The 20187-nt window shown below is 66.4% G+C and carries 15 protein-coding genes, 5 pseudogenes and 1 riboswitch; of the genes and pseudogenes, 15 read left to right on the forward strand and 5 right to left on the reverse strand.

What is annotated here, in order from left to right:
- Positions 1 to 152: 152 nt before the first annotated feature.
- Together dmpG and AB0A61_RS32050 are read right to left on the reverse strand one after the other, a co-directional pair.
- Positions 153 to 1211: a 4-hydroxy-2-oxovalerate aldolase gene (dmpG, locus tag AB0A61_RS32045; protein WP_361300073.1), complete on the reverse strand. Its 1059-nt coding sequence runs from the start codon at positions 1209 to 1211 to the stop codon at positions 153 to 155.
- Entirely contained in the window at positions 1208 to 2101 is an 894-nt protein-coding gene (locus AB0A61_RS32050) for an acetaldehyde dehydrogenase (acetylating) (protein ID WP_361300076.1), read from the reverse strand. Before AB0A61_RS32050 ends, dmpG begins: the two co-directional genes overlap by 4 nt.
- Before the next feature lie 188 nt (positions 2102 to 2289).
- Here AB0A61_RS32050 and AB0A61_RS32055 point away from each other — a divergent pair, with 188 nt between their 5' ends.
- The 13 genes and pseudogenes from AB0A61_RS32055 (at position 2290) to AB0A61_RS32115 (ending at position 15281) form a co-directional block, all read left to right on the forward strand.
- Complete coding sequence (locus AB0A61_RS32055; RefSeq protein ID WP_361300124.1) at positions 2290 to 2469, forward strand: helix-turn-helix domain-containing protein; 180 nt, start codon at positions 2290 to 2292, stop codon at positions 2467 to 2469.
- A gap of 211 nt (positions 2470 to 2680) precedes the next feature.
- Positions 2681 to 3342, forward strand: a pseudogene (locus tag AB0A61_RS32060) (transposase family protein); the annotation flags it as partial.
- Between the two features lie 17 nt (positions 3343 to 3359).
- Positions 3360 to 3467 (forward strand): annotated as a pseudogene (locus tag AB0A61_RS32065) (transposase); the annotation flags it as partial.
- 738 nt (positions 3468 to 4205) lie between these two features.
- Positions 4206 to 5477: a hypothetical protein gene (locus AB0A61_RS32070; RefSeq protein WP_361300079.1), complete on the forward strand. Its 1272-nt coding sequence runs from the start codon at positions 4206 to 4208 to the stop codon at positions 5475 to 5477.
- Positions 5478 to 5779: 302 nt separating this feature from the next.
- Positions 5780 to 7156 carry a histidinol-phosphate transaminase gene (gene hisC / locus AB0A61_RS32075; RefSeq protein ID WP_361300082.1) on the forward strand — a complete coding sequence of 459 codons (1377 nt, stop codon included), beginning with the start codon at positions 5780 to 5782 and terminating at the stop codon, positions 7154 to 7156.
- A gap of 560 nt (positions 7157 to 7716) precedes the next feature.
- The gene (locus tag AB0A61_RS32080) at positions 7717 to 8229 is read left to right on the forward strand and encodes a hypothetical protein (RefSeq protein WP_361300085.1); all 513 of its coding nucleotides are present in this window, start codon (positions 7717 to 7719) and stop codon (positions 8227 to 8229) included.
- A gap of 467 nt (positions 8230 to 8696) precedes the next feature.
- Positions 8697 to 9125 (forward strand): cobalamin-dependent protein, encoded by a 429-nt coding sequence (locus AB0A61_RS32085; RefSeq protein WP_361300088.1) that lies wholly within the window; start codon positions 8697 to 8699, stop codon positions 9123 to 9125.
- Positions 9125 to 10408: a methylaspartate mutase gene (locus tag AB0A61_RS32090; protein ID WP_361300091.1), complete on the forward strand. Its 1284-nt coding sequence runs from the start codon at positions 9125 to 9127 to the stop codon at positions 10406 to 10408. The genes AB0A61_RS32085 and AB0A61_RS32090 overlap by 1 nt, the downstream gene beginning before the upstream one ends.
- A 1220-nt stretch (positions 10409 to 11628) precedes the next feature.
- On the forward strand, positions 11629 to 12474 hold the full coding sequence (locus AB0A61_RS32095) for an SDR family oxidoreductase (RefSeq protein WP_361300094.1): 846 nt from the start codon (positions 11629 to 11631) through the stop codon (positions 12472 to 12474).
- 442 nt (positions 12475 to 12916) lie between these two features.
- Positions 12917 to 13001, forward strand: a riboswitch (ZMP/ZTP riboswitch).
- A complete protein-coding gene (locus tag AB0A61_RS32100; RefSeq protein ID WP_361300097.1) occupies positions 12964 to 14190 on the forward strand; it encodes a phosphoribosylaminoimidazolecarboxamide formyltransferase in 1227 nt (408 codons plus the stop codon). It overlaps the preceding riboswitch by 38 nt.
- A gap of 63 nt (positions 14191 to 14253) precedes the next feature.
- Positions 14254 to 14376: pseudogene (locus AB0A61_RS32105) on the forward strand (short-chain dehydrogenase); the annotation flags it as partial.
- Between the two features lie 32 nt (positions 14377 to 14408).
- A complete protein-coding gene (locus AB0A61_RS32110; protein WP_361300100.1) occupies positions 14409 to 14645 on the forward strand; it encodes a hypothetical protein in 237 nt (78 codons plus the stop codon).
- Between the two features lie 285 nt (positions 14646 to 14930).
- Positions 14931 to 15281: a GH25 family lysozyme gene (locus AB0A61_RS32115; protein WP_361300103.1), complete on the forward strand. Its 351-nt coding sequence runs from the start codon at positions 14931 to 14933 to the stop codon at positions 15279 to 15281.
- A 319-nt stretch (positions 15282 to 15600) separates the two neighbouring features.
- Here AB0A61_RS32115 and AB0A61_RS32120 read toward each other — a convergent pair whose 3' ends face one another.
- Positions 15601 to 15774 (reverse strand): hypothetical protein, encoded by a 174-nt coding sequence (locus tag AB0A61_RS32120; RefSeq protein WP_361300106.1) that lies wholly within the window; start codon positions 15772 to 15774, stop codon positions 15601 to 15603.
- A 122-nt stretch (positions 15775 to 15896) separates the two neighbouring features.
- Here AB0A61_RS32120 and AB0A61_RS32125 point away from each other — a divergent pair.
- Positions 15897 to 16043 (forward strand): annotated as a pseudogene (locus AB0A61_RS32125) (IS5/IS1182 family transposase); the annotation flags it as partial.
- Positions 16044 to 16071: 28 nt separating this feature from the next.
- On the opposite strand, the gene pntB reads toward AB0A61_RS32125, so the two are convergent.
- Positions 16072 to 17538 carry a Re/Si-specific NAD(P)(+) transhydrogenase subunit beta gene (pntB, locus tag AB0A61_RS32130; RefSeq protein WP_361300109.1) on the reverse strand — a complete coding sequence of 489 codons (1467 nt, stop codon included), beginning with the start codon at positions 17536 to 17538 and terminating at the stop codon, positions 16072 to 16074.
- A 6-nt stretch (positions 17539 to 17544) separates the two neighbouring features.
- Complete coding sequence (locus AB0A61_RS32135) at positions 17545 to 19101, reverse strand: Re/Si-specific NAD(P)(+) transhydrogenase subunit alpha (RefSeq protein WP_361300112.1); 1557 nt, start codon at positions 19099 to 19101, stop codon at positions 17545 to 17547.
- A gap of 901 nt (positions 19102 to 20002) precedes the next feature.
- On the opposite strand from AB0A61_RS32135, the pseudogene AB0A61_RS32140 reads away from it, so the two are divergent.
- Positions 20003 to 20187, forward strand: a pseudogene (locus tag AB0A61_RS32140) (NADP-dependent oxidoreductase); the annotation flags it as partial.

The following is a 20187-nucleotide window of genomic DNA, read 5'->3' on the forward strand; positions in this document are numbered from 1 at the left end:
GCTCGATCCTGCGGCGGCACGAGATCCCAGTCCGGCTCGAGTTCCAGGCCTCTGACGTGTCGAGCCGCGCGGATAGCTCCGTATTGGTGACTGCCCGGTCTGGCAGCCGGTACCCGGTGCCGCAGATGACCGCGGGGTCTCCCGTCCCGATCTCACTGCCCGTCATGGCTTCCCCCGTTCCGGGCGGCGCGCAGGGCCAGCGCCACCTCCACGATGAGATCCTCTTGGCCCGCGACCGCTTGACGCCTGCCGAGTTCGAAGAAGACATCGCGTGGGTCGACTCCCTCGCGCGCGGAGATGTCGAGCACTGGTTTCTTGAATCCGGAGAATACGCCGGCCAGCCCGCTGACAATGGAGATGGAGTCGATTGTGGGCGGTGCGGGCATCAGCTCTCGCCTGGCAATGTCCGAAGCGTCCAGGAGCCGATACAGGTCGATGCCCGTCCGGAACCCTAGTCGTTCGAGCACGGGCACTAGGACCTCAAGCTGGGTGTTGCCGGCGCCGGCGCCGAAGCCCCGAGCGCACGCGTCGAGGATGTCAGCTCCCGCTTCCGCGGCCGCGATCGAGTTCGCCACGGCCATGCCGAGGTTGTTGTGCCCGTGGAACATTACCGGCACATCGACGGCGGCACGGATGGCCCGGATGCGCTCCGTGACGTCCGCGGGAAGGAAATGCCCCGAAGAATCGAGAATGCCCACGCCGCTTGCACCGAACCCGACCAGGCGCGCACACTCCTCGGCGAGCTGATCGGGGCTCGCCATGTGAGTCATCAGGAGTATGCCGTGCGCCTCCACGCCCTCGTCGCGTAGGAAGCCGAGGTGCCGCTCCGCGACGTTGGCCTCAGTGCAATGAGTTGCAATGCGTACTAAGTCGACCTCGTGCGAGATGGCATTCTTGAGGTCCTGGATCGTGGCCCATCCCGGAAAAATGAGAACACCCAGCTTGCTGTTCGTCAGGGTTTCCCTGGCGATCGACAGCATCTCGTCATCGCTCAGCCGAGCCCGGCCGACCTGAAGGGAGGAGGCAGCCAGGCCGTTGCCGTGGCCGACCTCGACGACCGGAATGGACGCGGCGTCGGCGGCCCTCAGGTATGCACGCAACTGGTCTGGGCCGAGGTTATGCCGGACGGCATGCTGGCCGTCGCGCAGAGTCGGGTCGTGGATCTGGATCGGCCTGCCCGGGACGGCGTCCCGAGCCGCTACCTGGGTCATGACGTCTCCCTACCTGCCAGCGAGAGCCGGTCCGCCGCATAACACTCGGCGGCCTGAATCGCGGCGGAATTGATGATGTCGAGATTCCCGGCATACTGAGGTAAGCGATCGCTGGATGACGTGACCTCCACGGAGACAAAGGCCATGGAGTCATTGACGGTGCACACTTTGATGTCGAAGCCCCTGACGAACGAGCGGATTTCATCCGCCGCTCCTGTCACCAGCGAGCGCACCGAGTCAGTTGTGAGATCCCTTCCCAGCAGGTACATGGCGACCCGGAAGGTGGCTGCAGGCCGTGCTGGGCTGATATTGATGAGCGCCTTGACGTCCTCGACGCCGGTGAACCAGCGGATCGCATCCTGCGTGGTTTCTACGTACTCATCGAGGTTCAGGCGCGACGCGCGGCCCACGCTCAGGGTGGCGGCCGTGGTCACGACCTCGATGTAGTCGATCTCGTGCACCCTTGATATCGCGTGCAGGATCGGTACGCACGCCTGCCCACCACAGGTCACCATGCTGATGTCGCGGTGGGAGCAGATGTCCGCCCTGTTGACGGTCGGGATGATCATCTGCCCGACCCTGCTGGGCGTCAGGTCGATGAGCATCGTGCCGGACGCCGAGAGCTTCTCCGCGTGCTCGGCATGGAAGGACGCGTTGGTGGCATCAAACACCACATCGAAATCCTCGTCGGCGTCGATGAGGGACTGGATGCCCCCGGTCGCGACCGGCAGGCCGCGCCGGGCCGCCCGCCGGAGCCCCGGAGCGGCATCATCCCGGCCCGCGACGAGCCGCAGGTCAAGACAATCTGAATGCATGATCTTGGTCGCCAGGTCCATACCGATGAGTCCGGCGCCAAGTACCGATACGGACAGCCGTCCAGCTGCTTTCATACTACGGTCGCCTTTCCGTCAAGGTGCAGCGTGATCCGCCCTAGGGCCAGTTGCATGCAACAGCCACTGGTGTCTCGTGATTTACGTTGGGTTGATTGCTCGTGCGTGTTGACTGTCGGGACGGGACTGACCTCCGATGAGCTGACCGAGTTGCGGGCTTGGTCAATAGCGCTGATGCGCCGGTGACGGTGGCGACGCGGGCTCGGATCGTGTTGTTGCATGCCGAGTCCCGGCAGATGAAGGAAATCGCAGCTTCGGTGGGGGTGTTGCGTCCCACGATGGATGCGTGGTTAGCGCGGTTCACGGCCGGTTCCGAACGAGGACTAGCTTGTGCCCGGAACCTTGCCGACGGCTTGTCCTCGCGCTGACCAGTCGCCGCCGGAAACCTTGCCGCGACTCAAGCGAGGGGGATTGACCCCGATTGTTGGACACCTGACGCACTCAGATCGTGGCGGTCTGGGCGAACTGGAGTCCTGCATAGATGGTGATGAAGCACTACTCGCCGGAGTTCCGGGCCGAGGCGGTCGCGTTGTACCGGCCCCACCCGGACACCACGGTCAACGCCGACACGAAGGTGCCGTGTTCGTCCCGCCATCATCCCCCATCCCTGTTCGCGTCTCCCGCGCACCCTGTCTGCAGGCCCTGGGTGAGGGCGCCGCGCGGGACCAAGTCCGCAGCCTGGTCGCCGAGTTCGAATCGCTCACCGGCCCACGCGGAGCCGGCGGGGTGCGCTACCGGCTCTCCTCCTTGCCGGCCCTGGTGGTCTGCGCGATGACGCCCGCGGGACACGACTCGATCACCTCGGCGGCGGAGAGGTGCCGGCGGGCTGCCCCCGAGGAACTGGCCGCTTTCGGCCTGCCCTACCACCCGCTCCTGGGCCGCTACCGGGTACCGAGCGAGATGACCCTGCGCAGCGTGCTGTCACGCCTCGATCCCGCCGAACTCAGCGCGGCCGGCTTCGCCTACTTGACGTCCCTGCTTCCCGACGAACACACGGTTCCCGCGCCGCTGATGCCCGACGGCGGCCCCGAGCGCGAACAGCGCCGGGCCCACCAGGCTGCCGCACAAGCCGATCCAGTGCGCCGCAGGCGCCGGGCGATAGCGGGGGACGGCAAATGCCTGCGCGGTGCCAGGCGCTCGGACGGCAGCTGGTTCTTCGTGCTCTCCGCGGTCCGCCACGGCGACGGCATCACCTGGCCTCGCGTGAGATCGGCGCGACGATGAACGAAATCCCCGAGTTCGCGCGTTCGTCCAGGCCTGCCGTCAGGCCGGCGTGAACCAGTCGACGGGTGCGATCGGCAGCTCGGCGGACAACGCCGCCGCGGAGATCCTGAACGCTTCATGCAAACACGAGACCCTGCAGGGTGCCGGAAGCCGGGCCACCGCAAGGGAGAACAGTCTCGACTCAACATCGGCCAGGCTTCCCGAAGTCGCATGACCCTGTGTCCAACATCCAGGTAAGCCGCTGGACCCAAATCCGGCTGACCCCATCTGGGAATCGCGTCGACCGGGTTCGTGGACGGCAAGTTCTTCGCAAGCTCCTGGGCCATTGGACGGCAACCGTGCCGATGACACTGGACGTGTCCCAGTCGGCCTGGCGGATCGAGGAGAGAGCAGCTGCGTGATCAACACCGATGCCCTCCTGACCGTTCCGGACCGGCCCTTCCCGGAGCTGATAGGGCCGATCGGCTCCGGGAACTGGACGACAGCCCGTCCGGAGCTCGACCGCCATGTGCGCGCCGACCGTTCAATCGGCAATGCACGGCGTCACTACCGCGTCCATGCGTGGGAGCTCTGGGATGCGAGTCGACAGGACTGCGACCGCCCTGCGAGCAGTTAGCTCCGGCCTGGCAGGAACTCGTCTCGGAGGTCGGTCTCGGCGAGCTGGAGCCACGGTCAGGCCCGGATGGGCACAGTAAACCCGACGTTCGCATCCCGCTGCCCCAGGGCGGGACGTGCGTCGTGTACTCGGCATCGTCTCTTTCGTGGCACAACACCGTGCCAGTGGTCGGCGGGCGTGGCCTGGAACGGGGTGTGCTGATCCTGTCCTACTTCAACGGCACCGGGGAAGACCGTGGAAACAACGACTGACCGAAGGGTGAACATGGCGGCCGAACAGGGTCCGTTTCTCCTGCTGAACACCAAGCACATCGTCTCGCGCCTGCACGAGTGGTTCCCGGACGCCGCGCGAGAGCTGGTTGTGGTGACCACCAGAGCGGACATCCCCCCTGCCGACGATGCCGAATACGCACGGCGGTTCCGGCACCTGGAGGTGGTGACCAGCCTCGCAGAGGTATCGGACGACGCGTTTGTCGAACTCGCCCGACGGTTCGGCGTGCGCCGGATTCTGTCGCTCGGTGAACGTGAGGTCCTGCGTGCGGCGCGAATCCGGGCCGCACTCGGCCTGCCTGGACAGAGCCTCGCTTCGGCCACGGCGTATCGGGACAAGCACGTCATGAAGTCGACCTTGGCGGCAGCAGGGATCGACGTCGCACCCATGCGCAAGTTCCAGACCAACGACGAGCTTGCCGATTTCACGCGGCAGGTCGGCTACCCGGTCGTGGTCAAAGAACTCGACTCCGGCGCGTCGAACGGCACCCTGGTCCTGATGGACGAACAGGCCCTGTGCAGCCTCCCGGCTCTTCCTACCGGATCCTCCCGATTGGCCGAAGCCTGGATCGAGGGCGACTTCTACCATGTCAACGGCCTCATGAAGGGTGGTGAGGTGGTGCTGGGGGTGCCTTCCCGCAACCTCTACTCCGACTGGTTCTCGGTCGCGTTCGACGCCCCGGCTATGACTGGGATGCTGCCCGACGAGCACCCACTGTCCGAGAAGTTGCGGCGAGCTGCGCAGCGGGTTGTGGCTGCGCTGCCCGCAGTACCGGACCTATGCGCTTTCCATCTCGAGCTGTTCCATACCGCCGACGATCGCCTGGTCGTCTGCGAGATCGCCTGCCGGGCGGGTGCGGCACTCGTCGCCGATATACATGAAGCCGTGCTGGGCGTCAATTTCCACGGCGCAAGCCTGCTCGGCCAAGCCGGACGCGGCGATCAGGTCGATATTCGCCCGAGCGGAGAACGGCTCGGCTTCGCCCGGTTCCCACCGGCCAGGGGAATCCTGCGCGCGCTGCCCGACTCATGCTCGTTACCAGGGGTGGTGAGTTACCTATCCTGCGGCGACGTCGGACGCCCTTACGACGGCACCACCGCACTCGGACCCCATATCGCAGAGATGGTCTTCCGACTCACCGAGCGGGACACCGAGGCGGAACTGCAGCAGGTCGAACAGTGGTGGGACAACAACGTTGTCTGGGAACACCGGACCAATCCGGTACCCGACCGCTGGAAGACGTCCCGACGGCCGGCACGGACGTGACGGGTGTCTTCGAGGGCATCAGTCGCCGCTCGGTGCCTGCCTATCCCGTGCCGACGGACGCCCCGTGACCGCGGTCACTACGTGGCTGCTGCGCGCCGTCCTGGACGAGCACGAGGTGTCCGAAGGAAGCCGGCCGGGGTCCGGCGGCCGCGAGACCTGTTTGGCCGGCCCGTCGAGCAGACAGTCCCTGGCCGGCGAGCGCGTTCCGGCAGCGCCAACTTCGCGGCGTGGGATGTGCGGCTGCCACCGCCAATCTCTATGAGCAGCGCATAGCAGCCCAGCTATCGGACACCGGAGGACCCATGTACGAACTGCTGAAGACGATCATGATTGACGATCTGCAATTGGACGCCGACCAAGTGTCCCCGGACGCAAGCCGCGAAGATGCGGGTCTGGACTCACTCGCCACCTTTGAACTGTCCTTGGCGCTCAGCCAGCGCCTTGGCATCAAAATCGCTGACGATGAACTGTTCAGTCTTAAGACGCTGGCAGATATTGCTCAGTTCATCGAGAAGCGGACCGCCAGCCTCCCAAGTCTCGCAGGAGAAACCGGTTCCCAGGCGGTGGACCATGCCGAAGTCCGCGAGGATGCCGGACTCGCCCGATTGCTCGGCGTCGCGGACAGCTTCCATCCTGACTATCCCAGCGGTCTAGCCCGCGCCGCGGACGGCCGCGCCTATCTGCTTGCCCGCAACGAAAATCCGTTCCAGCCACTCGAGTCAGTAGTAAACGCGATCACCCGCGCCGCGGCCGAGGTCAACCGGTACCCGGACGCGGCATGCGGAGCGCTGCTAGCCGAACTCGCCCGGCATTTCGACGTCTCCCCGGATCGTATCGCGGTGGGTGCCGGGTCAATCACGCTCATTCAGGCGCTGCTCGCAGTGACCACCGAGCCGGGGGCCGCCGTTGCCTACTCGTGGCCATCGTTTGATGGCTATTCTGTGCTCGCCGATCTCGCCGGGTTCCGCTCTGTGCGAGTGCCGCTGGCTGCGGGCAAACACGACCTCGACGCTTTGGCCGCAGCGGTCGACGAGCGGACGCGTCTGGTGCTGGTCTGCAACCCCAATAACCCGACCGGCACGGCGGCAAGCGGGGACGACCTCCTGCGGTTCCTTGACTCGGTCCCGCGGACGTGCCTAGTGGTGCTTGACGAGGCCTATGGCGAGTATGCGCGGGATCCCGGCCTGGGCGTCCGCCTGCTCAGGTCGTGGCCGAACCTGATCGTCGCCCGGACCTTCTCCAAGGCCTACGGCCTCGCCGGCCTGCGGGTCGGCTACATGCTCGCGGATCCCCACCTCATCTCCCGGATCCAGCGTATGATCATGCCGTTGAGCGTCAGCGACGTTGCCCAGGCCGCCGCCATCGCGTCGCTGGCGGCGGAAACAGAGCTCCTCAGCCGCGTCCAGCGGACAGTTGCCGAACGTGACCGTGTCCGCGCCGCAATGCTCGCCATGGGATTCGACGTTCCGCCATCGGAGGCGAACTTCATCTGGCTGCCGCTTGGCAGTCGTACACGGGCGTTCGCCGTCACGTGCGCGTTGGCGGGGGTCAACGTGCGGCCTTACCCGGATGAGGGCGTCCGCGTGACGATAGGGACCGCACAGGATAACAACGCGTTTCTGGCAGCGGCCAAGCAACACGGGCCGGATCGGATGGGTGCGGTTAGCCCGAACTTTTAGGGCCTCCGTACTCAATCCGTTTGAGCGGCCAGTCGAACGACTTCGTTGCCGTGCCGACGTGGCCATCGAGTCCGCAGTGGCCGGTCGAAGTCGCCGTGTCTCAGTTGTGCGAGAGCGGCCAGCCCACCAAGATCTCGACCTCACCGGCCTGTGCAACGGACCAGTAGCGGGCCGCCTGGGCGTCAAGTTCCGGGTCGTCCGCCTCGTCCAGTGGTCGTGGGCTGCGACTGTTTCGACCGGATCGCCTGTCACGTGTGGCAGGCCGAAGCGGTGTTCGACCAGGAGGCGCCGGCACATACGCTGCGGGCGGGCAGCAGGCCACCCGGCGGCACGCCCACGACAAGGCCGAGCAGTGATGCGCCGTGGACCGCGATTGCTCACGCACCGGCCCAACTCTCCCGCGCACACCGAACCGCGATGGCGCTGTACCGGCACCTGACCATCATGCTGGGTACGGTGCGTGGCGGGGCGATATGGAGGCGACGAGCCTGCCGCGAGAGTGTCCAACCTCGGCGCGGGACGCGCGGAACGCCGCGTCATTGCAGGGGACGTGGTGTTACATGCAACCGGTCAGCGGGCGCTACGACAAGTGCCGCCCCCACGTGGAGAAACTGCGCAGAGCCGCCGAGGCGCACCGCGATCCGCTGGCGAAGACGGCACATCAGTTCACCAGCGGCGCGATCATGTACGTACGCGGCCGGTTCGGGCAAACGCTTGCTGAGTTTGACGCCGCGATTGAGCACATTGACTCCCTTCCCGGCGGGGATCGGCAGCAGGTGCCGACCTACCGCCGGCGCGTGCCGATCCGGATCTACCGTGCGCTCACCCTCTGGTTGATCGGCGAGCAGACCCGTGCCGCCCGGCAGCGCGACGAACTGCTGTTGCTGAGCGCGACGCGACGCCCCATGACCGGGCCATTGCGCTCTGCACCTGCGCAGCGGTGTCCGCGCTCGGCGGCGATGCCAACACCGGGCTGGGTACCAGCGAGAAAGTCACCGCGCAGTGAGTACGGCTGCCGCGATCGATTCCTTCCCTTCTCCGACGCGACACAGTTGTCGGTGCCGACCTCCTGAGCTCGGTGTGCGGAGGAGGTCTCCACCGACTCGGTTCATGAAACCGGCTGACTCGAAAATGAAGTCGGGGACGGTCAAGTTCGGGCGCCCGTCGATCGGGAGGTCGCCGGGTTGTGACGAGTGGCGTGTTGCGGCGGGTTGGAGGCAGGGTCAGGCGGCTGAGACGGGTTGAAGATCGACCTTCTTGCCGGTGAGTCGTTCAAGCCGGCGGACAAGTTCGCGCTCGCGTCGTCTGGGGGCAATCTTGCTGAGGTGGTAGTCGGTTCCTAGACCCCAAGGAATCAGCTAAGGCCGCTGCAAGAGGATAGCAAGCGCGGTCCGATAAAGTGAGACAATCAGCTGCTCCGATGAGCACCGGATCACAGAACATAGACTGCTTCTGCGTCAGCTCGAATTGTCACGTCACAAGGAAGCGAGATGAACCGCCCGTGAATTCTATTTCCCATAGAAACGGAGGGAAATTCGTTGTGGCCAGCGTGTCATCGGATGCTCATATGTGGAACCTCGTGTTTCTTCAGCTGCTGCTCGAGGAACATGGCGGGCAGGTAGTGAATCTGGGCGCGTGCACTCCGGACGAGCTCATCATATCTGAATGCATCAGAGTCCAGCCAGACGCCTTGGTCATTAGCACGGTAAACGGGCACGGTCATATCGATGGCCTGCGACTGATCAGGAAGATTCGCCAGAATCCGGAGCTTGCTCCTATGAAAGTTGTTATCGGCGGCAAGCTGGGCGTTCACGGTTCCCGGCATGCCGGATTCGGAGCTGAACTGGTCGCGAATGGCTTCGATGCGGTATTCGAAGCGGACGCCGAATTTGACCAATTCCTCGATTATCTCGGACTGGTGTCGTCGGCGCCGAAGCAAATTTCCTCCTCGAAAACCCGGAGTATCTGATGGCAACTCCTCCCAGCCCCGGACGCTTCACCCGGTTTATTCGGCAGGCTTCGAATGAAGGAAAACTGGTTGTCCAGCCGCGAATGGGGTTCGGCACCGTCGATCAGATGCGTGCGGGACTTAAGGCGGTCAGCAAAGTCAGTGCAGCCACTGTAGGTACCATCACTGTTGACAGTTATACTCGGGTGAACGACCATGCCTCAGCACTTCTCGCTCTGGAGAAGGGCGAGGACCTCAATGGATTCCCGCTGGTGGCGCACGGTGCGGCGGTGACTCGCCAGATGCTTGCCGGAATCGCGGGAGACGACTTTCCGGTGCAGGTAAGGCATGGATCGGCATTGCCTGGCGAGTTGTTTGCGGGACTGATGACGGCCGGCATCGACGCCACCGAAGGCGGTCCTGTCTCCTACTGCCTGCCCTATAGTCGCGTCCCTCTGTCGCAAGCCGTGGCCGCATGGGCGGAATGCTGTGAGATGCTCGCGAGAATCAGTGAACCGGTGCATCTAGAGAGCTTCGGCGGATGCATGCTGGGGCAGTTGTGCCCGCCGAGCCTGCTGATCGCCCTGAGCATCTTGGAAGGCTTATTCTTCCGCGAACACGGACTGCATGATATTTCCGTCAGCTACGCTCAGCAAACTAATCCGCAGCAGGATATCGAGGCAATTTCTGCCCTGCGCGCACTGGCGAACTACTGGCTCGGAGATGCTAACTGGCATTCTGTCCTGTACACCTACATGGGTGTTTATCCACGCAGTCGGCTGGGGGCATACAGGCTGCTTGAGGCGAGCGCGAGGCTCGCTGCCCATTCCGGGACCGAGCGACTGATCGTTAAGACTGTGGCGGAAGCCAGCAGAATCCCATCGATTACGGAGAATGTTCACGCCCTAGAATTCGCAGCGTCGGTAGCCGAGCGAGAGACGGTGATCGAACCGGCCAGAATTCCAGATTCTGGGATCTATGAAGAGGCTCAGGCAATTATCACTCACACGCTAACTCTGGGAAGCGACGTGGGATCAGCGCTCATACGCGCATTCGAACTCGGAAATCTCGACGTTCCGTTCTGCCTGCACCAAGACAACGCGAACCGCTGCCGGGCTCAGGTTGACGGCCGCGGCTGGCTGACATGGGTTAACCCTGGAGGAGTGCCGATCCCTCATGCCCGCAGCATGACAGAAAACCAGCAACGGCTCACCGCCCGGGGCCTCATTGAGATGCTCAGTTACAACGAACGGCGTTATGACCGTGAAGAACTGGCAGGATCAGAAGTTTGGAGGCTCGGGTGATTACATCGGCGACACCAAAGCAACAGTGCCCCGCTCCAAGCTGGCACGAAGATCGGCACATCGGCGGCTCGTCAGCACGATAACCTGCGCTTCTTTGCCAACTACGCAGCGACACATCCGTTATGAAGGGCAAGGCACCTTCAGGCAGGGTGAGTTGGAGGGCACGCAGGGCGTGAAAGAAGCACATACGGCGCATCAGGAGCGCTCGGAGGGCTGGGCTCCATGCCCCTGCTGCCCGTCATCATCGACCGATCCGTGGCTGGCAAGAGGACTTCCGTCAGGGCGGTCGCAGATCCAGACCGGGCCACCTGCGGCGAGACGTTGACGGGTACACGGGACAGCCGCATGGCACGGAGCCTGGTCCGTCGCAGCGGCCGCGGCACGTTCAGGGGCACCGGTCTGCCCCACGCGAGTTTCCTCGGGCCGCTTCCCGTCGGCGATCGCCAGCGCGGATTCCCGTGCCGCGTGCGAGGGTCCACTGCAGATCCCCCGAGTCCGGGCAGGCCGGGTCTGTCAAACGAACGTGTAACCAGGGTGGTTGCGGTTACTGCCGGACCGCTGAGAGCCGGCTGTCGAAGGTGATGTCGAAGGCGTTCCCACAACCGCGGCGAGCGGCACGCTCAGCGCCTCGGGCGGCCGGCGCACCGCGAAACCGACGGTGGCGAGCAGCCCGGCCGCCGGGACGAGCAGCAGCCAGACCACCAGCTCGGGGCGGCCCCCCGGTGGCGCCCGCCACCAGGGCGCAGACCACGGCCGTGGCGCAGACGACGGAGACTGTGCCCCGCCCGCAGGTGCCACCGGCAGCGCAGCAGGCACTCCCCGTGCTGTGACCGCCAAGGGCCACGTCCACGCAGCTCGCGAAGCTCATCCGCGACCACTGGAAGACCGAGGCCCTGCACCACGTCCGCGACATCACCTTCGCCGAGGACGCCTCCCAGCTGCAGACCGGCAACGCACCGCGCTCCCTGGCGACTTGGCGCCATTTTGCCGTCGGCGCCCTGCGAATGAACGGCGTGAAGAACATCGCCTCCGGCCTCCACAGCAACGCGCGCGACACCCGCCGACCACGTCGAAGCCCTGCATCCGCAGCGAAAAAGACACCTGCTGGGGCGGACGTCCACTGAACGCCGCAGCTCGAAGATCACTACAGGCCTGCGCGCGTCCATCCCAGTGTGTTCTGATTCTTGGGAAGTCACTGCTATCGCCTGGAGGATGTGACGATGATTCTGGTGACTGGCGCGAGTGGGAACGTCGGAACGGCTCTCCTCACTCTCCTTCATGCCGATGGCGTGGCCGCGCGCGCGGCTTACCGTGATCCGCACACCACGGCTCAGGTGATCAAGTCGGGCGGTCGGGCCGTGACGCTCGATCTGGCCATGCCGGACACGATCGGTCCTGCGCTCGATGGCGTCGACGCCGTATTCCTTCTCGGCGCGACGAGCCCCGCTCAGACGACGCACGAACTCAACATGCTGGAAGCCGCCCGTGCGGTGGGTGTTCGCGTGGTGAAGCTGTCGGTCTGGCGGGCCGACGAAGGACTCTCACCGATCGCCCGGCTGCATCAGCCCGTCGAGCAGTCGCTGGTTGCGGCCGGTTTGCCCTGGACGATCCTGCGACCCAACTTCTATCTGCAAAACTTCCTGCGCCAGCCGTCCATCCGCGAGACCGGGGAGTTCAGTCTCCCGTTGATCACGGCACCCATAAGCTTCATCGACATCGGCGACATCGCCCGTGTCGCAGCGCGGGTTCTCACCACCGATGGCCACGACGGCTGCGTCTATGAACTCACCGGGCCCAAGGCACTGACCTACGCTGAAGCCGCCGAAGAGTTTTCCGACGTCCTTGGCAAGCCGGTGCGGTACGTGGGCCTGCCGGACGACGAAGCGCGCGCGGCAATGCTGAGCCGCGGGATGCCGGAGTTCTACGTCAACGCGCTGATAGGAGTTGCCCGCGCTTACCGCGATGGTGGTGCCGAGACCGTCACTTCAACCGTCACCGACCTCACGGGGCGTGAAGCCGTCGGTTTTGCCGATTTCGTGCGTCAGAACCGCCACTTCTTCGACTGACCATGGTCCGATGCGGTGGCTGGAGCATGGCGAGGAAGCCGCGTCCCAGGCCGTCCTCAACGCCGGCACCCTACTGACCGGTGCCTTCCCCGTGCGGGGCGCTTCGGCACGACGGCCGTCCCCGTGATCCGAAGCAGCCCTGCTCGCCGGAAGCCCCCACGCCGATACGGCGGCCGATCTCGAAGCCAACGCCGGCACCTTCGCGCACTTGTCCGCCCACAGGGCACCGACATCCGCTGCTGGGCGAAGAAGAACAAGGTCGAGTTGTGCTTCACCCCGACCTACGCCTCGTGGGCCAACCTTCTCGAAACCCACTTCGGGCCGCTGAGTCAGTTCACCCTCGCCAACTCCCGCTCGGCGGCTACCTGCCGCGAGAAGGCCTTGTTGACCCTGCGTCTTTGCGGTCTGAGCGGCCACGTCGTACTGCTTGCCGATAGAGTTGGGCCCGGCCCGCAACTGGCGAGGGTGGATCACCACCAGGGAGCGGCCATGTTCCGACGCAAGCGTCGACCGCCTGGGCGCCTCCGTCAGCGATGTCCCGCTGAGGAGGCCAGGACAATGGAACTGCGCTACGGAACCAATCCGCACCAGACAGTGGCACCTGCCGCGCCAGTGACGCCCGGCCGGTGGCCGCTCCGGGTGCGGCACGGACAACCATCCCTCATCAACTTGATGGACGCGCTCAACGGGTGGCAGCTCGTGCACGAAGCGAGCCAGTCGCTCGGTCGGCCGGCAGCGGCTTCCTTCAAGCACGTCTCGCCCGCCGGCGTGGCCGTGTCCGGACCCGTCGACGAGGTCACAGCGGGGCTCTACGGCGTCGCCGGCGACAGCCTGGGCGCCCTAACCAGCGCTTACCTGCGCGCCCGGGATGCCGATCCGAAATCCTCCTATGGCGACTTCGCCGCGGTCTCCCACCCGGTCGACATCGAGCTCGCCGAGCTGCTGACCAGCGTGGTGTGCGACGGCATCATCGCGCCCGGCTACGCGCCGGGCACAGTCGAGCGGCTCAGCAAAAAGAAGGACGGTCGCTTCCTGGTCCTGGAGGCAGACAAGACGTTCACGCCTTCGCGGTTCGAGGCGCGGGAAATCTTCGGCCTGCGCCTGGTCCAGGAACGCGATCAGGTACAGCTCTCCGCCGCCCTGCTCGACGCCCCCGTGGTCGGCACACTGCCCAAGGCCGCAGTGGACGACCTGCTGCTGGGGCTGGCGGTCATGCGCTACACCCAGTCCAATTCGGTGTGCTACCTGCGTGACGGGATGACCTTGGGAATCGGCGCCGGCCAGCAGTCACGTGTCGACTGCACCCGTCTCGCCGGAGCCAAGGTCGACAACTGGTGGCTGCGACGCCACCCGGCCGTGCGCGCCCTCACCTTCCGGCCGGGCATCCGCCGCCAGGATCGCATCAACTGGCAGATCCGCTTCATCGAGGGCGACCTCACCCCCAACGAGAGCAGGCGCCTGACGCAGGTACTGTCCACACCAGCCGACGCGCTGACGCCCGATCAGCGTGAGCAGTGGCGGCAACGCCTCACCGGCGTCGCCTTCGTCTCCGATGGCGCACTCCCGTTCCGCGACAACGTCGACCAGGCCCACCGCCACGGCGTCGAATACATCGCCGAGCCGGGCGGATCCATCAGGTCCGACGACGTCGAAAACGCCTGCCGCGAGCACCAGATCACGCTCACCCGCACCGGCCTCAGACTGTTCCACCACTGACGACGCCGGAGCCCCCGCGGACGACTGTGGGGACCCCGAGCCTCTGTCCGCTGTTCCCCAGAGCAGGAGCTGTTCGCCAAGGACCTTGAGCGGGCCGCGCGCCGCCTGGTGCACATCCCGGTCGGCCGGTTCGCGGAGGCCGGGGAGATCGCCGCGGCGGTCACGTTCCTCGCCGGCGACGACTCCTGGTCAGCACGGACAAGGGGCCCGGCGCCGTCGTGGAAGCGGTGGTGTTCCCCTCGCCGCGGGTCCAGGGCCGCTATCTGCTGCTCGGCTTCGGCTTCGACGACAACAGCAGGGGCCCGTCCGTGACGGACATGCAGTGGATCACTGATGGCATCGAGCGCCTCGACGGCAGCGGCAGCGGCAGCGGCACCAGCGCCGGACCGCGGCGCCGCCCGGCCGTCACAAGAACGTCCGGCCCCCGCCGCGGTACGTCGGCACGGTCACCGTGACCTCGTCGCCCACCGGCGCGCGTTACCCGGGTGCCCGCCCACCCGCCTTCTGGAGGCGCCACCATGCCGAAGCCCCGTCGCACCGGTGCTGTAGTCGTTCTGACTGTCCGGCTGTTCTGCGCCGGCCTTGCGCCCGCGACGGCGTCTGACCCAGGGGCCACCCCGTGCACGGCGTGGACACCTATCACCAGAACCACGACAACCGCGGCGGACGGCCCTTCGACTGGACATGGAACAGTGCGTCCAGGACGGGCACCACCTGACCGTGCCGCAGGTGAGCGACTCATGGAGCGGGTCCGCGCCGCGACCGGTGAGATGCCCGCCCTGTACGCACGGCGGTCCTTCGTCGACGGCTGTCTCGGCGGTACCAAAGCCCTGGCAAAGTACCCAGTACGCCTCGCTCGCTACAACTCCGGCTCCGCCGAGCCGTCCCCGCTGCCCGGCGGCTCGGGCTGGGACTTCTGGCAGTACAGCGAGGACGGCACCGTCGCCGGCATCGGCCCCAAGGTCTGCCTGGACGTCTTCCACGGGGACCTTGCCGAACTCAAACGACGCGCCCCCCCCTGCCCACCCACTGACAGCTCAGCTGCCGAGACTGCGCACAGCCGTACGTGCCCGGACAGGCAGTCACGGTGAAGCTCAGGGTGCGGATTTCGAACACGAAGTCGAGGCATATGAAGCTCATCGCGGACAAGCTCGCGCAGTGCGCCGAACTCGGCTCGACCGGGCATGAGCTGCATCCGACCGGCGCAGGCCTGCCGATCATGTGCCGTCTGGAGCTGCTCTTACCAGTGAAGTCCCCGGCACATCGCAGTCCGGGCTGCCGAAGACCGCGGTAGGGACGAGGCGTCTGCCCATCCTGCTCCCGTTAATCCAGATGAGTGACTTTTCATCATTGTGCTTCCGGGCACTGACAACCGTGCAGCAACACGGCTGACCACAACCGCCCTTGGTCTCACCCATCGGAACGGGTGAGACCAAGAACGAGAGGAGCCTCGCCCAACGGGCCGTCGGCGATCCAGAACCGGTGGGCGGACAGGATCGTGCGCAGCGCCTGGTTCATCGCGGCCTGCTGGGCGTTGCGCAGTTCCAGGGAAGGTGGTGGGCGGCCGCCGGGTCCTGCCGCCACAGCACCCGCAGCACGCGCCGGTCCTGCGGCATCAGGGCCACGCCGGTCTCTCCCCCCGTCCGCGGCCGCCTCGCTGTTCCGCCACGGCGGTGGTCTGTCCCCTGCTGGCGGCCGCCACCGGGCTCATGCACCATCGGGGCCTCGCCCGCGACCACGAAACCCACCCGCACCGACCAGCAGCCGTGATTCAACTGGCCGCCATCAACCTCATGCCCCTCCGCCTCACCCACGAAGCCACCCCCAACTGGCGTGGCGGCCAACCCAAATGAGACAGACAACCGAGGATCAGGCCCTCACTCAGTGGCTGGCCACCGTCGCCCGGCGTGCGGCCGGGGCCGCTTCGCGTCGGTTGTCGGTGCTGAGTGCGTGCAGGATCTCCTCCACGCTCTGTTTGGCGTCGCCGAAGAGCATGCTGCTGTTCTCGCGGAAGAAGAGGGGGTTCTGCACGCCTGCGTAGCCGGAGGCCATGGAGCGCTTGAAGACGATGACCTGCTCCGCTTCCCACACTCGCAGCACCGGCATGCCGGCGATCGGGCTGCCTGGATCCTCGGTCGCGGCGGGGTTCACGGTGTCGTTCGCGCCGATGACCAGCACGACCGAGGTGTCAGTGAAGTCGTCGTTGATCTCGTCCATCTCCAGCACGATGTCGTACGGCACCTTCGCCTCGGCCAGCAGCACGTTCATGTGCCCCGGCAGGCGCCCGGCGACGGGGTGGACGCCGAAGCGGACCTCGACACCCCGCTCGCGCAGTTGCCGCGTCAGCTCCGCGACCGGGTGCTGGGCCTGGGCGACGGCCATGCCGTAGCCGGGCGTGATGATCACCGAGCGGGCCTGGGCCAGCATGTCGGCCGCCTCCACGGCCCGCACCTCGCGGTGCTCGCCGTGGTCCTCCTGGCGGACGGACGGCGCCTCGATGCCGAAACCGCCCGCGATGACGGAGATGAAGGACCGGTTCATCGCCTTGCACATGATGTAGGACAGGTAGGCGCCGGAGGAGCCCACCAGGGCGCCGGTGACGATGAGCAGGTTGTTGTCGAGCAGGAAGCCGGCCGCTGCCGCCGCCCAGCCCGAGTAGCTGTTCAGCATGGAGACGACGACCGGCATGTCGCCGCCGCCGATCGAGGCGACCAGGTGCCAGCCGAGTGCCAGCGCCAGCGCGGTCACCGCCAGCATCAGGGGCAGGTTCGGGCTGATCGTGAACCAGACGGTCAGCACGGCGAACGCCGCGATCGCGCCGAGGTTCAGCGCGTTCTTGCCCGGCAGCATCAAGGGACGGGATTTGATGCGCGCCGAGAGCTTCAGGAACGCGACGATCGAGCCGGTGAACGTGACCGCGCCGATGAAGATCCCGATGAACACCTCGGCGTGGTGGATGCCCAGCAGGTCTGCGCCGATCCGAGTCTGCGCCGCGGGGTGGGACTCCACCTCCAGGTAGCTGTTCCAGCCCACGAGCACCGCAGCGAGGCCGACGAAGCTGTGCAGAACAGCGATCAGTTCGGGCATCTGCGTCATCTCGACGCGGCGGGCCCGCCAAAGGCCCATCGCCGCGCCGAGCGCCATCGCCAGCACGATCAGCGCGACCGCTCCGGCCGTGATGCTCCGCGCCGCCACAACCACGGTGGCGACCAGGGCGAGGGCCATGCCGGCAATGCCGTAGACGACGCCGGCGCGGGAGGTGCGGTGCTGGGACAGGCCGGCCAGGCTGAGGATGAACAACAGGGCGGCGACCAGGTCGGCAGCGTGTGAAGCCGTCAGGGAGTTCATCTCGGCTCAGCCTTTCGAGAACATGGACAGCATGCGGCGGGTGACGGCGAAACCTCCGAAAATGTTGACGCTCGTCAGCAGGATCGCCATGAAGGACAGCGTGGTGACGATCCAGCTCTCGCGCCCGATCTGCAGCAGGGCGCCGATCACGACGATCCCGGAGATTGCGTTGGTCACCGACATCAGCGGGGTGTGCAGCGCATGGTGCACCTTGCCGATGACGTAATAGCCGATCACCACCGCCAGCGCGAACACGGTGAAGTTGCCCGCGAGTTGCGCCGGAGCAAAAGCCACCAGCAAAAACGTCGTGAGCATCCCGAGCCCGATCAGGGCGAAGCGCCACGCAGGCGTCAGCTTCGACTGCTTCGGTTCGGGCGCTTCGGTTGCGGCCGCGGGCTGAGCGGCGGGCGCGGCCGAGACCGCGACGGGTGGCGGCGGCCAGGTGACGTCACCGTCGCGCACCACGGTCACCGCCCGTTGAACGACGTCGTCGAAGTCGACCGTCAGTTGCCCGTCCTTGCCGGGAGTGAGCAGCTTGAGCAGGTTCACCAAGTTGGTGCCGAACAGCTGCGAGGCCTGGGACGGGAGCCGGGAGGCCAGGTCGGTGTAGCCGATGATGGTGACGCCGTTGTCGGTCACCACCGTCCGTCCCGGCACGGTGCCCTCGACGTTGCCGCCCATCGCGGCGGCCATGTCGACGATGACGCTGCCCGGCTTCATGACGGCCACGTCCTCGGCCGTCAGCAGGCGCGGCGCCGGCCGGCCCGGGATCAGCGCGGTGGTGATCACGATGTCCACGTCCTCGGCCTGCTCGTGGTAGAGCTCGGCGGCGGCGCGGTCGTAGTCGGCGGAGGTCGCTTTGGCATAGCCGTCGGTACTCGCCTCCTGAGCGGCTTCCACCGGCAGGTACTCGCCGCCCAGCGACCTCACCTGGTCCGCGACCTCTGGCCGCGGGTCGGTGGCGCGCACGATCGCGCCGAGGCTGGAAGCGGCGCCGATCGCCGCGAGACCGGCCACACCCGCGCCGGCCACCAGCACCTTCGCCGGCGGCACCTTGCCCGCCGCGGTGACCTGGCCGGTGAAGAACCGTCCGAAGACGTGCGCGGCCTCGATGACCGCGCGGTAGCCGGCGATGTTCGCCATCGAGGACAGCACGTCCATCGACTGCGCCCGCGAGATGCGCGGCACCGCGTCCAGCGCCAGGGCGGTCACACCGGCGTCGGCGAGCGCCTGAAGCAACTCGGGCTTCTGCGCCGGGGTGAGCAGGGCGGCCACGGTCGCGCCCTTTCGCAACCGGCGGATTTCCGCGTCGGAGGGGGCGTTCACCTTCAGGACGACATCCGCGTCCCAGGCCTCGCCGATCCCCGCGCCGGCATCGGCGTACGCCTGGTCACCGAAGCCGGAGGCCTCACCGGCCCCGGACTCGACGACGACCTCGTAGCCGAGGCCCAGCAGCAGTCGTACCGTCGCCGGGGTCGCCGCGACCCGCGTCTCCCCGGAGACGGACTCGGCCACTACGCCGATGCGCCGGGGAGGATGGTGTGAGGGTTCTTGAGCAGACATGTCCTGTATCTCTCGTGAGAGGAGGGTGCGGAAGGGAAATCTGCGCTCGGGGGATTCAAGACGTCTTCCCCGCGTGATCGCTGGAACCTAACCCGTGAGACGGGTGCGGGCCAACGCGAGCAGACGGTGACGTGCTTCACCTTGCGGTACCGGCCGAGAACGATCGGACAGCGCGGGACGACACCAGCGGACCTCGAGCAGTCTGGGCCGCTCCGCCCCGCCGCGACCCCCGATATGACTGCGCGTCCGTCGGCTCGGGACTGTCATCAACGCTCACAGAACACGTGAGGAGCGGGCAGTTCATCGGGCGCGGCCATGCGCTCGACGCCTGCATGAGCGGTCCAAACCGACTCCACGGGCGCAGGGTTGGCGCTCGATGGCGCCACCGGCGTCGACCGGAGCGATCACCGGCAGCCTTGAGAGCATCAGGTCCCAGTGCTCTGCCCCGGGCAAGGGTGTACGCCGACAGTACTTCGCCGCCGAGTTCGGGACCCTTCTGCGTGGTCTGCGGGCACACGAGCGCGTCGCGCTGTCCGGGGTCGGGCACGAAGATCAACGCAACATCTCGACTTCGGAGTGCCCGCCAGAAGGTTGTCAGCCGCATGCGGGTGGGCGTCAACAGCGCCGTTGCCGATGTAGGCAACGCCTGGTCGGGTGGTTCAGCTGTCACCGAAGGACGCGACGGATCACGTCGGCAAGGAACTCGCCGATCAGGACAGCGCTCGCCGCAGGTCCTCGCTTCGGAGCGTCCGGCAGGACCGAAGTGTCGCCCCGGCCGACGCGGTGCCGACGGTGTCAGCCTTCTCTGGGCAGGACAACGCATCGACTGTGGTCATCGACGCTTCCCCATCGTACCTACTGGTCGGTATGCTATGGCGAGCCGTGAACGACAGGAGGAGTGATGTCTGCGACCAACCGTCAGATCCGTCTGGCAGCCCGCCCCGTGGGCGAAGTGAAACCCGAGGACTGGGAGCGCCGTTGTGTGCCCGTGGAGGAACCGGGCCCGGGCCGCTTCGCGGGCCGCACGCGCGTCATCTCCCTCGACCCGGCCATGCGCGGCTGGCTGGACGACCGCCCCTCCTACCT

Origin of the sequence: Streptomyces sp. NPDC046197 (genome assembly GCF_040646295.1) — a bacterium.
Lineage (GTDB): Bacteria > Actinomycetota > Actinomycetes > Streptomycetales > Streptomycetaceae > Streptomyces.